Origin of the sequence: Flavobacterium maritimum (assembly GCF_040049085.1) — a bacterium.
GTDB lineage: Bacteria > Bacteroidota > Bacteroidia > Flavobacteriales > Flavobacteriaceae > Flavobacterium > Flavobacterium maritimum.
The window spans coordinates 29,599-42,081 of sequence record NZ_JBDLZY010000009.1 but is presented as its reverse complement, the minus strand read 5'-3'; the positions used below and the strand labels follow the sequence as shown (position 1 = coordinate 42,081).

Here is a 12,483-nt window from a genome sequence, read left to right as displayed (position 1 = left end):
AACATAAAAAAATGCAACTGTTTTATAAGGCAGTTGCATTTTTTATTTTCATTAAAAAGGTTTCTCTTTATAGACTACGATTGTCTTTTCTTAATCAACTCGTAGTTGACGATGGCCAGAAAATAGAAAAAAGAATCGGCTGTGATTTTTCCTAATATGATTCCGGCAAAATAATTTCCGGTTAGTATCGGCATCCAATACATACAAAACGGACGAATGACAACGAAATCTAAAATAGCAGGATAACCAAATTCCAATATTAAATTTCTAACCAAAAGTCCGATTTCATTTAGAGGCGTTTTTCTGTTTAACTGCTGATTTTTTTCAACAATCTTTTTATACGCAATAAATAAAATGACGCCGTAAAAGGCGATATATTCAGTGAAAGTGATTAAATAGGCAGTCGTAACTCCATCAAAGATTCTGCTGAATTGCGAACCGGACAAGGCAGCACAGGTTGCAGATAATTCGGCATATTTATACCGATCAAACCATTCTTTAAAATTAGCTTTATTAAACATGTACAGTTTTTAATTTTTTTGCAAAAGTATTCTTTTAAATACGATTTAAAAAATTAATCAAAAATATAAAATACCGTTACTCAATCGAATACCAAAGTGGCCTTCCCTTCAACGCAACTTACACCTGTCGGAGGAATTGCCATTTCACAGGTCGAAGGGATTCCCCATTTGATGTTAAATTCTTTTTGGGCTTTGGTGTAATTTTCTACTTTTTTAAGAAATGCAGCAGTGTCTATTTTCAAAGAATAAGCAATATAACCGGTTGGCCCGCCACAGGATTTGTGACCAATAGCTGTAAAAGCCCAGTCATCTGAATTGGTACAGCTTTCAGTTGTGACTAATGAAAGAGCGATAATCTCCTGATACATTTGATCAAGGTTCTGGGATTCCTGTTCCTTTGTTTCGTCATTGTCTTTACTGCAACCCATAACCGTAAAGACAATTACCATAAATAGTACGGATATTCTTTTCATATATCTAAAATTTATTTGTCAGCAGTCATACAGCGTATGCGCCGCCAGTTCCGGTCGCCTTTTTATTTACTAGCAAACTTGTTGTTAAAAGGTGATTTCTTAATAAATGGTTTATTTATCAGATGAGACTATTGCAAAAGGGTTGCGTTGAAAATACTGTGTCTACGAGTAGAGACTACCATAATTGATGTACTTCCGGTTTGATGTATCGCTCATAAATAGCATTCATGGCGGCAATTTTTTCAGGTGTCAATTGGGGTAAATCATAAACCGATAAATTAGACAATACATGACTTTCTTTTGAAGCTCCTGGAATAATACAACTGATTTCGTTGAAGCTCAAAATCCATTGCAGGGCAAGAGGTGCCAGGTTTGTGGCTTCTGGGAACAAAGCTTTCAATTCGGCTACTGCTTTTAATCCCAATTCATAATTGATTCCGGAGAAGGTTTCGCCTTTATCAAAAGCAGCTCCGTCACGGTTAAAGTTTCTATGATCTTCTTTTCCAAAAGTTGTTTCGGCATTGAATAAACCCGTTAGCAATCCACTGGCCAAAGGAACTCTCGCGATGATTCCGATATCTTTTTTCTTAGCTTCTTTGAAAAACAATTCAGATGGTCGTTGACGGAAAAGGTTGAAAATAATCTGAACAGTAGTTACATTTGAATATTCAATCGCTTTTAAACCTTCTTCCACTTTTTCTACGCTAACGCCGAGATTAAGAATTTTTCCCTGTTCTTTTAAACGGTCAAACAATTCAAAGATTTCCGGACGGTAGTAGACTTCGGTCGGCGGGCAATGCAATTGTATTAAATCCAATGCTTCCAAACCGGTTCTTCGAAGACTGTCTTCAACAAATTTTTGTAATACTTTAGGCTGGTAACCTTCATTCACATGCGGATTAATTTGTCGTCCACATTTGGTTGCCACATAAATGCGTTCAGAACGGGAACGAACCACACGACCTACGGCAGTTTCACTCAGACCGTTTTCGTAAACATCGGCAGTATCAATAAAATTAACACCCTTATCAATAGCAGTATTGATTAATTCATCAGCAGTTTTATTATTAAAAGGAGAGCCCCATTTTCCGCCTACTTGCCAAGTGCCAAGTGATATTTCGGAGATATTAAATCCTGTTTTTCCTAGTTTACGATAGTTCATTTTATATGTTTTTAGAAAGATGATTTATTTTTTTGACAAAACTTGATTGATTGCCTTTTCAACCAGAGGTCCCATGACTTGGTATCCCAATTGATTTGGATGTACTCCGTCATCGGAATAGGCCGACTGTAATCCTTTTTGTTCATTTACCATGGCCGAATAATAATCTACATATGCAATGTTATTAGCATTAGCATAGGCTTTTATTATTTTGTTTAAGGCTGCCATTTTCTCAGCCGGATTTTGGTTGGGATTCCATGGGAAATCAGCAGCTGGTAAAACCGAACAAAGAATCACTTCCATCTGATTTGCTTTGGCCAGTTCCGCCATCGAAATAATATTATTGATAATCATTTCCAATGTTGCCTGTCCGGTATTACCGGCAATATCATTCCCGCCGGCTAAAATGACTACCACAGCCGGTTGTAAAGCAATAACGTCAGCTCTGAAACGAACCAACATTTGCGGTGTCGTTTGTCCGCTGATTCCTCTATTAATATAAGGTTTCCCCGAAAAAAAATCAGGATCATTGGTTGACCAGAATTCGGTTATGGAATCTCCCATGAACACAATTCTCTTTTGGCCAAGTTCCGGAGCATCCAATTTTGCGTTTTCGTTTTTGTACTTATTTAAATAGGGCCAATCCTGAGCTTTTAATTTTTCTGCCATATTTTTGCGTCACAGATTTAGTTACAATTGGTGTAAATCCGTTTCAGCGGACTCATCTTTGTACCAATTTTATTTACTGAAAGTCTTTTAAAAGACAGCAGCTTAAATAGGCTTCTTTTTTAATCAAACAAATCCGAAGATAAATAACGATCGCCTCGGTCACAGATAATCGCCACAATTACACCGGATTCCAGTTGATCGGCAATTTTTAAAGCTGCAGCAACAGAACCTCCGCTGCTCATTCCGGCAAAAACACCTTCTTCCAGAGCCAGTCTTTTGGTCATGATACGGGCTTCTTCTTCGCTTACTTCGATAACGGTATCTACTTTTGAGGCATCAAAAATTTTAGGCAAATACTCTTGAGGCCATTTTCTGATTCCCGGAATTTGAGAACCGTCACTTGGTTGTGCACCTACAATTTGTATGTTTGGATTTTGTTCTTTCAAATAGGAAGAAGTCCCAATGATTGTTCCGGTAGTTCCCATGGCAGACACAAAGTGTGTTACGGTTCCTTCGGTATCATTCCATATTTCAGGACCTGTGGTTTTGTAATGGGCTTTCCAGTTGTCGTCATTCGCAAATTGATTGAGCATGATGTAACCACCTTCAGCCACTTTTTTATCGGCATAATCTCTGGAACCAATAATTCCGGTACTGGCAGGTGTCAGAATTACCGTTGCGCCATAAGCACGCATAGTTTGGGTACGTTCAGCAGTCGAATCTTCGGGGAGTATCAGCTCAATTTCAATATTGAATAATTGGGCAATCATAGCCAAAGCGATTCCGGTGTTACCACTGGTGGCTTCAATCAATTTATCTCCTTTTTTGATATCTCCTCTTTCTAATGCTGATGCAATCATATTGTAAGCAGCACGGTCTTTTACACTACCTCCGGGATTATTCCCTTCCAGTTTTAATAAAAGTTTTACGTTTGGATTTTTAATTAAATTGGTGGTTTCAACTAATGGAGTATTCCCGATTAATTCTAGTAATTTTTTGGGTTTCATGCTATCTTAACTCTTTTACTTTTACTTCTGTAGTGGTCGTGTTGGTTACAATTGAATTTTCAGGAATGGATTTGGTAACCCATGAATTCCCACCAACAATACTGTTTCTTCCAATGGTGGTTGTTCCACCCAAAATAGTGGCATTGGCATAAAGGCACACATTTTCTTCAACTGTAGGATGCCTTTTAGAATTTTTCATATCCTTGGTAATACTCAACGCACCCAAAGTAACTCCTTGGTAAATTTTTACGTATTTTTTGATTACAGTAGTTTCTCCAATTACAATTCCGGTGGCATGGTCAATAAAGAAAGGTGAAGCAATAGAGGCACCCGCATGAATATCTGTACCTGTAATGCGATGTGCGTATTCGCTCATTAATCGGGAAAAAAGTAATTGATCCAGTAAATATAATTCATGACTCAATCGGTAAATGGCAATGGCGTAAAAACCAGGATAAGCAAGATATACTTCTTCGAGACTATTTGAAGCAGGGTCATTTGCTAAAAAATAGTCCGCATCATCATTAAGGTTTTCGAGAACGGATGGCAGTTTTTCAAGGAATTGATGCCAAACAGAATCACAGGAGGCATACGTTTTTTCACAGGTTATTGAAATAATCTCTTTAAAAAGTATTTCAAGTTCATCGATATTTTCGTTCAAAGGAGCGTTAGCATCGAAGAGCATGTAGAATAATTTTTCAGTAAAATCCTCCGTTTTGGTTTTAATACTGTAATTGATAGAGAAATGTTTCTTTAAAGAATCAATATTCTTGATAATCTGATCTTTCATCATGATTATGGATTGAATTAATACTAAATGCAAGCAGTAAAAGTAAGGTGTTTTTAAACAAAGGACAAACGCAGGAATGAAAAATAGTTGCTTTTTGCCCAGTATTGGATGAATTAAACAAATTCTATTTAATCTTTTAAAAAAATGCGTATGGATTAATTTTTCAATTTTATTTATGAGTCTAATTTACTCATTTATAGGTAATTTAACAAAAATATGGTTGAAATTTTTTACATGCCGTTAATTGGTTATTCTCATTTTTAAAATGCGTAAATTAGCCTTGTAAATTGGTTTTATGTGAAAACTTATGCGACTTTTAGGACTGTCATTGCAGATCGTGCATTTGTGACAAGTTGAAGATTTCCCGAACATCTTAAAAACGCTGTTAAAGCTTTATAATATATTTAAACATTGGTAAATTAACTTAAAATCAGAATGTTATGAAAAAATTGAAATTATTTACAGTAGTAGGATTAGGAATGGTTGTGTTGTTTTTCAGTTGTGGAAAAGCATCAAAAGAACACGCTGATGAGGCTGCAGAAAAAATAAAAGAAGCCGGTACAGAAATTAAAGAGGCAGCAAAAGAGGCTTCAGAAGAAGTAAAAACAAAAGCAACAGCAGACTGGAAAAAATTCAAAGAAGAATCCGAAAAAGAGATTGCCAAATTAGAACAGCAAGCGAAAGAATTAAAGCTTAAAATTGAAAAACAAAGTGGTAAAGAGAAAACAAAATTAAATGAAGAATATAAAGACCTAAACGAGGAAATTATTGAGCAAAAAGAAAAACTGGCTCAAGAAAGTATAAAATTTGAATCAGAAATTTCAAAAATGAATGACACTATTGCCGCTAAAAATGAAGAATTTAAACGTGAATTTAAACACGATACAGAAGAACTTTCAAATTCCATAAGCAATTTTTTTAAGGATAATGTAAAAGACTAAATTTTTACGAGTTACTATTTTAAATACCTAAATTAGTAGTTACAGCAGGTTGGATAATAAAAGAAAAATAACAGTCTTTTTTGATTTATTAATAGAAAAAAATTGGGATGAGCACTAATGTAAAAATTAAAAATAAGTTTAACCGATTTTGGAAACTTCTTGGTCCAGGACTCATAACTGGCGCAAGTGATGATGATCCATCAGGAATTGCCACCTACTCTCAGGCCGGAGCTTCTTTTGGTCTTTCCACTTTATGGACTGCTCTTATTGCATTTCCTCTGATGGCTTCTATTCAGCAAATGTGTGCTAAGATTGGTTTGGTTACCTCAATGGGTTTGACAGGAACACTGAAAAAAAATTATCCCAGACCTGTTTTATATGTCATGTTGTTATTTAGTTTCCCCGCTATAATTATGAATATCGGGGCAGATATTGCCGGTATGGGTGCAGTGGGAAATTTATTGTTTCCGTCTATTGATGCTACTTATTTTAGCGTAGTTTTTACAATAGTGCTTTTAGGGTTGATCATTTATTTGCCTTATCAAAAAATTGCAGCTTCTTTAAAATACCTCTGTGTTGTACTTTTGGTTTATTTGGTGGTGCCTTTTTTATACAATCAGGATTGGCTAGCTGTATTGAAAGCTACTGTTATTCCGACTATTGAGTTGAATAAGGAATTCATAAGCATAATTGTCGGGATTCTCGGAACCACCATTTCGCCCTATCTTTTCTTTTGGCAGGCAACAATGGAGGTGGAAGAAATGAAACACAAGAAAACACATTTGTTGGTCAACGGAAAAATAATTAACGAAATGAAGCAAGATGTCGATTTTGGTATGTCCTTTTCGGGACTTGTGATGTATTTTATTATTCTTACCACAGGTACTGTTTTATTTAGTGGAGGAATCCATCAGATCGATACTGTCGAGCAAGCGGCTATGGCATTAAAACCTTTAGCAGGGAATTTAGCGTATTTGCTTTTTGCAATTGGAGTTATTGGTACAGGACTATTAGCGATTCCTGTTCTTAGTGGCGCTCTTTCTTACATTATTACAGAGACTTTTGGATGGGAGCAGGGTCTTGATAAAAAATTCCATGAAGCAAAAGCATTTTATTCCGTCATTGCGGTTTCATTAATTCTCGGTCTGTCTTTAAATTATATTGGTATTTCTCCTATCAAAGCTTTGATATATACGGCAATTCTTTATGGTTTGACCGCCCCTGTGTTGATTGGTATCATTCTTCATATTTGCAATAATAAAAAAGTGATGGGAAGTTTTACCAATAGTTGGAAATCGAATCTTATGGGTTTTTTGGCATTAATCATCATGTCAGCAGCAGCAATAATTTTGATTTTTCTGCAATTTACGGGAGATTAAATTTTAATCGATCAGAAGTGTTTGTAATAATAGCCTCCCACCATAAAAAGTCCGTTGAGTATAGTCATACCAATTAATAGTTTTCGGTAATTTCTACTTTTGTCGAAAAAATGTAAGCCTATAGTTCCGAAAAATAAAAGACAGGTGTAAATAGCCGGATACATTTGAAATGCCATTGCAAAGTTGCCTTTAAGAAGCAGGAGCAAGGACCGCTGAAAGCCACATCCTAAACACTCTATTCCAAAGAGTGTTTTGCTTAAGCAGGGAATCATGTATTTTTCTAAATCCAATGGTTTTTGTTTTTACAATTTTACAAAAAAATAAGAAACGGTTGAGATAATAAATAAAGGCTGTTTTAAATTCCTTACTTTTGAAAACTGAAATAGAATGAAATGAAAAAGTTTATAATTCCAATAATGGTTATTGCCATATTAGTTGCCTTTTATGAGCAAAAAAGTGAAGAAAAGAATGTCTATGTAATGGTAATTGCAATTGCCGTTTTTATGTATGGAATGATGCGATTGAGTGCCAAAACACCAAGTAAAAATCAAGATAAAGAAGAAGACGATGTTTAACAAAGGAGATAAGGTTTCAGTTCTTGATGAGGCCGTAAATGGAGTGGTGTTATCTGTGAAAGACCAACAGATAACCATAGAAACAGAAGATGGGTTTACCATGAATTTTTCTGCGAATGAGTTAATTAAGTTGGGTGATTCCAATAATTTAATGGATTCAATCAGAAGGATTAATGTGGATGAAATCAGCAAAGAAAAAGAAATTCCAAAACCAAGAAGTTTTGTCAAAGAACGTAAAGATAAAAACGAAGTTGCTGCGCCGGAGTTTGATTTGCATATTGAAAAATTAGTTCCTAATAAACGCGGGATGTCGAATTACGATATCTTGACTTTACAATCTGAAACAGCCAAAAGACACATCGAATTTGCGATTCGCAATCGCATTCCGAAGATTGTTTTTATTCATGGAGTTGGCGAAGGAATCCTCAAAGCAGAACTCGATTTTTTATTGGGCCGTTATGATAATATTGATTTTCAAGATGCGAATTATCAAAAATACGGATTGGGAGCCACAGAGGTTTATTTTAAACAAAACACGAAATAGTATTTTTTTTCTTTCGATTGAGATCAAAAAAAACGTCAGTAATTATACTGACGTTTTTTTTTTATGGTTGTAAAAAGGATTAGTTTGTAGTGGTTAAATCTCCATAAATATAGCTGTCACCTAAGGTGAAGTTACTGTTCCCCTTAACGAAAGTTACTTTTTTAAGTACAATGTGATGGGTGTAAGTGTCCAATACATTGGTGGTGGTCACTTCGATAATTCCGCTCACATCAGTTACGCCTTCCTCGGCAATCCACTCTTCATCTATGGAAGGAAGAACTGGAATTTCTGTATTACAAAAATACTCAGGAGTCAATACTCCATTCGAAAACAAACGATAGACAAGCTTGTTTACAGAAGTTCCTATTAGTCCTGTTCTAGGGGTATTTAATGGTGTGATCTCGTTTTTAATCAAATTAGGATCGATACCATCCAATGTCAGCGATTCGCTGCTGGTATAATTATAGATTTGTTTTGAAGTACTACATTGTTGCACCACTTCATCAAAACCGAAAGGTAAATTATTTGCAGTAGTTACATAATCTCCAAAAGCAAATGTTTCATATACTTGGGTACCATTTTGTTTCTGAAAAGTAATATTCTTAAAAATGATATTATGGTTATACCCAGTGATTTTTGTTCTGCCCGTTGTGGCATCTGTTGTTTTTACAGTAGTGGTGATAATTTGGATTTGACCATCTGTAGCCGTCCATTGATCAGTTACAGCAGGTAGAGCGGGAGGAATCGTTTCACAGATATTGTCAGTGCTAACTGTTCCGTTATAAAAACGGTATACCACACGATTCGCATCGTTAATGTCTAGGATAATTGGTTCGCCCTCTGGAGTTGGTTCACTGGGAAAGGTAAAGGTGCTTTCAGTGATTTCAAGAAGTAAGGATTCCTTATCTTTCAGTTTAAAGATGACTTTGTTTGTACCGCAACTTTGTGCTGTTACATCTTCAAAATTAATATCTTCTTGGATTAAATCACCGTCATCACAACCGTTTAACAATAGTAATAAAACCAACAGGCTCGCAACTCTTTTCATTTTTCTAAAATTTGAAACAAAAATAGAATTTTTAATTTGTTCCAAATACATTCCGATTCAAAAACATCGAATTTAATACCGAATTTGTTTCCGTCACTTTTAGCAAAGATTTAGGGAAAGCTAAAAACTTACGCATAATGGAAGTTCCGAGTTTAATTCAAAGCCAATAGAAATCCTTATCTTTGCCGGAATTTAATACTGGACATGAGACTTAACAAATACTACCTCTCTGCATTTTTGGCTTTTTTTATCTGGGGATTTTTTAGTTTAGCATTAAAACCGTTACACAATTATCCTTCTTTAGACATTTTATTTTATCGCGTTTTTTTCAGTGTTATTTTAATGGTGTTTATTAATCTCGCTTTTCGACGAAATGTATTGCGACAAAATTGGGATCATTTCAAGAAGATGAGCCCAAAACAGAAACAAAGTGTTGTCAGGCTGACTTTAGGTGGTGGCATATTTTTAGCTTCAAACTGGTTTGTTTTTATCTATGTGATGAATCATGTTAGTGTCAAAGCAGCTTCTTTGGCTTATTTAGTATGCCCTATTCTGACCACCGTTTTTGCCTTTTTTTTATTGAAAGAAAAACTGAGCCAATGGCAATGGATTGCAGTCGTAATAAGCGTATTTAGCTGTGTTTTATTATCACTGAATCATTTTGAAGATATTTTTTACAGCCTTATTACGGCGGCGACTTATGCGATATATTTAGTAAGTCAGCGAAAGAATAGCGAATTAGATAAATTCATAGTGTTAGCTATACAATTGTTGTTTACCGCCATAATTTTACTTCCATTTTATCCAAAGTATAGTGGAGCAATCCCAACGGAGCCTTTGTTTTACGGATGTTTATTAGTCATTGTGGTATTTTTTACTATTATTCCGTTGTTTTTAAATTTGTATGCACTTAAGGGAATAAATTCTTCTGCAGTAGGAATTATGATCTATATCAATCCGATTATTAATTTTTTATTGGCGATTTTCTATTACAAAGAAGCCGTGAGTACTTTACAGTTGTTTTCTTATTTTCTTATTTTGGTTTCAATAATTGTTTTTAATGAGAAACTGCTCTTTTCAGGTAAAATGAAAGTAGTGCCATCAAAAAACTAAGTTTTAAAATAATTTTTAAAAGATGAAAAAAATATATCTCGATAATGCTTCTACAACAGCCATTCGTCCGGAAGTTATTCAGGAAATGACCAAGGTATTGGCAGAAGATTATGGAAATCCTTCGTCAACACACAGTTTTGGGCGAAATGCAAAAAGTGTATTAGAGCTTTCGAGAAAATCCATTGCAAAGCATTTGAATGCGGCAGCGCAAGAGATTATTTTTACTTCTTGTGGTACTGAGGCCAACAATTGGATACTTCGTTCTGCCGTTAAAGATTTGAAGGTAAAACGAATTGTCACAAGTAAAATTGAGCATCATGCAGTTTTATATACTGTATTGGCCTTGCAAGAAGAATATGGTATTCAGGTAGATTATGTGGCAATTAAGCCCAATGGGGAAATTGATACAACTGATTTAGTAGAATTGCTTTCGCAGGAGACTAAAACATTGGTCAGCCTGATGCATGTTAATAACGAAATCGGAACTATTTTAAATTTAGATCGAATAGGTATTATATGTAAACAGCATAACGCACTATTCCATTCGGATACAGTTCAATCTGTTGGAAAAACAGAAATCGATTTACAAAAATTGTCGGTTGATTTTATTGTAGCCAGTGCCCATAAATTTCACGGTCCAAAAGGTGTCGGTTTTGCTTTTGTTCGAAAAAACTCAGGATTACAACCCTTGTTTTTTGGAGGAGAACAAGAAAAAGGATTGCGCGCCGGTACCGAAGCTGTTCACCAAATTGCCGGAATGGCAAAGGCTTTGGAACTTTCCTATGCTAATTTGGAATCAGAAAAAATATATATTTCTGAACTGAAAAGTTATTTAATCCACCAGCTTGAAATCGAATTTCCCACTTTTTCGATTAATGGGAACCCGGAAGGATTTTATAATATTTTGAATGTTTTATTACCTCTTTCGGAAGATAAAACCGCTATGATTTTATTCCATTTAGACATGAAAGGGATTGCTGTTTCCCGCGGAAGTGCCTGTCAAAGCGGAAGTATAAAAGCATCACATGTTTTAGCCGAATTTCTCTCATCTGAAGATTTGAAAAAACCAAGTTTGAGAATTTCGATAAGCCATTACAATACAAAAGAAGATATTGATGTATTGGTTCAGGCGCTGAAAACTATTTAAACCTAAGTTGAATAATAAGGGAGCAGGATGAAGGATAACTTTAGAAGTCGGTTGCATAAAGAAATTATGTTTCTGTTTGAATTAAAAAAAACAGAGAGGCTTTGGCATATTCCGGTTTTGGCATCCTTATGCGTTGGTCTGCCCTTGTTGATTGGTTATTATTTTGATAAGCTTGATTATGGGATTTTGTCCTGTATGGCAGGATTGGTGATTCTGTATTTGCCATCGACGACATTAGCCCGCCGAATGATTACTTTATTGGCCTGTTCTTTTGGTTTTATGATTTCCTTTGCTATTGGAATTTCCTTTAGTTTTAATCCCATTTTCTCTTCAATAGTACTGGGCTTATTTGCAGGAGCTGTGTATTTGGTTGTCAATTACTTTGGAATGAAACCGCCCGGAAGTTTCTTTTTTATCATGATTGCTTCTATTGCCAGTTGCATGCCTTTTGACTTAATGACCATTCCAACGCGTGTGGGATTAATTGGAATGGGAGCGATGTTAGCCTGTTTTTTAGCGTTTTTTTATAGTTTGTATATAACTAAAAAGAGTCCCCAAAAAAGCGAATTGATTGTGGTCAAAAGAAAATATTATGCCACTTTATTTGAAGCGCTGATTGTTGGTTTTTTTATCTTTTTGTCACTGCTTGCAGGACATTTACTTCAGTTAGAAAATCCGTATTGGTTGCCGATATCCTGTGCCGCCGTCATGCAGGGAGCGAGTTTTCAGCATATATGGCAAAGGAGTTTTCAACGGATTTTAGGAACTTTTATAGGTTTGGGACTTGCTTGGTTGTTGTTATTGCTAAAAATGACTCCTTTAACAATCTGTATCAGTATTATGGTGCTGCAGTTTATAATTGAAATGCTGATTGGGAGACATTATGGGCTGGCGGTCATTTTTATTACCCCATTAACTTTGTTTTTAGCCGAAGCTGGCAGCGCTATGACTGTTGATCCTACGACTTTAATTTCGGTTCGTTTTATGGATATTCTTTTGGGAAGTGTTATAGGAGCTATAGGAGGATGGTTTTTGCATCACGAACAATTTCGCCATAAAGCCGAAAGACAAATTCGTAAAACCAGAGTGCATGTTTTAAGAAAGTAAAGTCAAA

At 35.4% G+C, this 12,483-nt stretch carries 15 protein-coding genes; 7 read left to right on the top strand and 8 right to left on the bottom strand.

What is annotated here, in order from left to right; genetic code table 11:
• Nucleotides 1-74: 74 nt before the first annotated feature.
• The 6 genes from ABEB23_RS17295 to ABEB23_RS17270 form a co-directional block, all read right to left on the bottom strand.
• A complete protein-coding gene (locus ABEB23_RS17295; RefSeq protein WP_348813943.1) occupies nucleotides 75-521 on the bottom strand; it encodes a hypothetical protein in 447 nt (148 codons plus the stop codon).
• Between the two features lie 80 nt (nucleotides 522-601).
• Nucleotides 602-994: a hypothetical protein gene (locus ABEB23_RS17290; RefSeq protein ID WP_348813942.1), complete on the bottom strand. Its 393-nt coding sequence runs from the start codon at nucleotides 992-994 to the stop codon at nucleotides 602-604.
• 175 nt (nucleotides 995-1,169) lie between these two features.
• Nucleotides 1,170-2,156, bottom strand: coding sequence for an aldo/keto reductase (locus ABEB23_RS17285; RefSeq protein WP_348813940.1), 987 nt, complete (start codon nucleotides 2,154-2,156; stop codon nucleotides 1,170-1,172).
• 24 nt (nucleotides 2,157-2,180) lie between these two features.
• Nucleotides 2,181-2,825 (bottom strand): SGNH/GDSL hydrolase family protein, encoded by a 645-nt coding sequence (locus ABEB23_RS17280; protein ID WP_348813938.1) that lies wholly within the window; start codon nucleotides 2,823-2,825, stop codon nucleotides 2,181-2,183.
• Between the two features lie 119 nt (nucleotides 2,826-2,944).
• The gene (gene cysM, locus ABEB23_RS17275; RefSeq protein ID WP_348813937.1) at nucleotides 2,945-3,832 is read right to left on the bottom strand and encodes a cysteine synthase CysM; all 888 of its coding nucleotides are present in this window, start codon (nucleotides 3,830-3,832) and stop codon (nucleotides 2,945-2,947) included.
• Nucleotide 3,833: 1 nt separating this feature from the next.
• Nucleotides 3,834-4,625 (bottom strand): serine O-acetyltransferase, encoded by a 792-nt coding sequence (locus ABEB23_RS17270; protein WP_348813936.1) that lies wholly within the window; start codon nucleotides 4,623-4,625, stop codon nucleotides 3,834-3,836.
• A 437-nt stretch (nucleotides 4,626-5,062) separates the two neighbouring features.
• Between ABEB23_RS17270 and ABEB23_RS17265 the strand changes: the two genes are divergently transcribed.
• Nucleotides 5,063-5,563 carry a hypothetical protein gene (locus ABEB23_RS17265; RefSeq protein ID WP_348813934.1) on the top strand — a complete coding sequence of 167 codons (501 nt, stop codon included), beginning with the start codon at nucleotides 5,063-5,065 and terminating at the stop codon, nucleotides 5,561-5,563.
• Between the two features lie 107 nt (nucleotides 5,564-5,670).
• Nucleotides 5,671-6,942, top strand: a complete 1,272-nt coding sequence (locus ABEB23_RS17260) for an NRAMP family divalent metal transporter (protein ID WP_348813932.1) — start codon at nucleotides 5,671-5,673, stop codon at nucleotides 6,940-6,942.
• 11 nt (nucleotides 6,943-6,953) lie between these two features.
• Here ABEB23_RS17260 and ABEB23_RS17255 read toward each other — a convergent pair whose 3' ends face one another.
• Nucleotides 6,954-7,214, bottom strand: a complete 261-nt coding sequence (locus ABEB23_RS17255) for a DUF2752 domain-containing protein (RefSeq protein ID WP_348814006.1) — start codon at nucleotides 7,212-7,214, stop codon at nucleotides 6,954-6,956.
• Between the two features lie 120 nt (nucleotides 7,215-7,334).
• Here ABEB23_RS17255 and ABEB23_RS17250 point away from each other — a divergent pair, with 120 nt between their 5' ends.
• Nucleotides 7,335-7,517, top strand: coding sequence for a hypothetical protein (locus ABEB23_RS17250; RefSeq protein WP_348813930.1), 183 nt, complete (start codon nucleotides 7,335-7,337; stop codon nucleotides 7,515-7,517).
• A complete protein-coding gene (locus tag ABEB23_RS17245) occupies nucleotides 7,510-8,061 on the top strand; it encodes a DUF8465 domain-containing protein (RefSeq protein ID WP_348813928.1) in 552 nt (183 codons plus the stop codon). The genes ABEB23_RS17250 and ABEB23_RS17245 overlap by 8 nt, the downstream gene beginning before the upstream one ends.
• A 79-nt stretch (nucleotides 8,062-8,140) precedes the next feature.
• On the opposite strand, the gene ABEB23_RS17240 is transcribed toward ABEB23_RS17245, so the two are convergent.
• Nucleotides 8,141-9,109 (bottom strand): hypothetical protein, encoded by a 969-nt coding sequence (locus tag ABEB23_RS17240; RefSeq protein WP_348813927.1) that lies wholly within the window; start codon nucleotides 9,107-9,109, stop codon nucleotides 8,141-8,143.
• 204 nt (nucleotides 9,110-9,313) lie between these two features.
• On the opposite strand from ABEB23_RS17240, the gene ABEB23_RS17235 reads away from it, so the two are divergent.
• From ABEB23_RS17235 to ABEB23_RS17225, 3 genes are read left to right on the top strand one after another with little or no spacing between them, the layout of a single operon-like run.
• Nucleotides 9,314-10,222 (top strand): EamA family transporter, encoded by a 909-nt coding sequence (locus tag ABEB23_RS17235; protein ID WP_348813925.1) that lies wholly within the window; start codon nucleotides 9,314-9,316, stop codon nucleotides 10,220-10,222.
• A gap of 22 nt (nucleotides 10,223-10,244) precedes the next feature.
• Nucleotides 10,245-11,369: a cysteine desulfurase family protein gene (locus ABEB23_RS17230; RefSeq protein ID WP_348813924.1), complete on the top strand. Its 1,125-nt coding sequence runs from the start codon at nucleotides 10,245-10,247 to the stop codon at nucleotides 11,367-11,369.
• 27 nt (nucleotides 11,370-11,396) lie between these two features.
• Nucleotides 11,397-12,476 (top strand): FUSC family protein, encoded by a 1,080-nt coding sequence (locus tag ABEB23_RS17225; RefSeq protein WP_348813923.1) that lies wholly within the window; start codon nucleotides 11,397-11,399, stop codon nucleotides 12,474-12,476.
• Nucleotides 12,477-12,483 lie beyond the last annotated feature (7 nt).

Bases quoted from the DNA above. Each gene is read 5' to 3' on its own strand.
- ABEB23_RS17230 (WP_348813924.1), top strand. From the start codon at position 10,245: ATGAAAAAAATATATCTCGATAATGCTTCTACAACAGCCATTCGTCCG.
- ABEB23_RS17245 (WP_348813928.1), top strand. From the start codon at position 7,510: ATGTTTAACAAAGGAGATAAGGTTTCAGTTCTTGATGAGGCCGTAAAT.
- ABEB23_RS17265 (WP_348813934.1), top strand. From the start codon at position 5,063: ATGAAAAAATTGAAATTATTTACAGTAGTAGGATTAGGAATGGTTGTG.
- ABEB23_RS17270 (WP_348813936.1), bottom strand. From the start codon at position 4,625: ATGATGAAAGATCAGATTATCAAGAATATTGATTCTTTAAAGAAACAT.
- ABEB23_RS17240 (WP_348813927.1), bottom strand. From the start codon at position 9,109: ATGAAAAGAGTTGCGAGCCTGTTGGTTTTATTACTATTGTTAAACGGT.
- ABEB23_RS17295 (WP_348813943.1), bottom strand. From the start codon at position 521: ATGTTTAATAAAGCTAATTTTAAAGAATGGTTTGATCGGTATAAATAT.
- ABEB23_RS17235 (WP_348813925.1), top strand. From the start codon at position 9,314: ATGAGACTTAACAAATACTACCTCTCTGCATTTTTGGCTTTTTTTATC.
- ABEB23_RS17260 (WP_348813932.1), top strand. From the start codon at position 5,671: ATGAGCACTAATGTAAAAATTAAAAATAAGTTTAACCGATTTTGGAAA.
- ABEB23_RS17225 (WP_348813923.1), top strand. From the start codon at position 11,397: ATGAAGGATAACTTTAGAAGTCGGTTGCATAAAGAAATTATGTTTCTG.
- ABEB23_RS17255 (WP_348814006.1), bottom strand. From the start codon at position 7,214: ATGATTCCCTGCTTAAGCAAAACACTCTTTGGAATAGAGTGTTTAGGA.
- ABEB23_RS17290 (WP_348813942.1), bottom strand. From the start codon at position 994: ATGAAAAGAATATCCGTACTATTTATGGTAATTGTCTTTACGGTTATG.
- ABEB23_RS17285 (WP_348813940.1), bottom strand. From the start codon at position 2,156: ATGAACTATCGTAAACTAGGAAAAACAGGATTTAATATCTCCGAAATA.
- cysM (WP_348813937.1), bottom strand. From the start codon at position 3,832: ATGAAACCCAAAAAATTACTAGAATTAATCGGGAATACTCCATTAGTT.
- ABEB23_RS17250 (WP_348813930.1), top strand. From the start codon at position 7,335: ATGAAAAAGTTTATAATTCCAATAATGGTTATTGCCATATTAGTTGCC.
- ABEB23_RS17280 (WP_348813938.1), bottom strand. From the start codon at position 2,825: ATGGCAGAAAAATTAAAAGCTCAGGATTGGCCCTATTTAAATAAGTAC.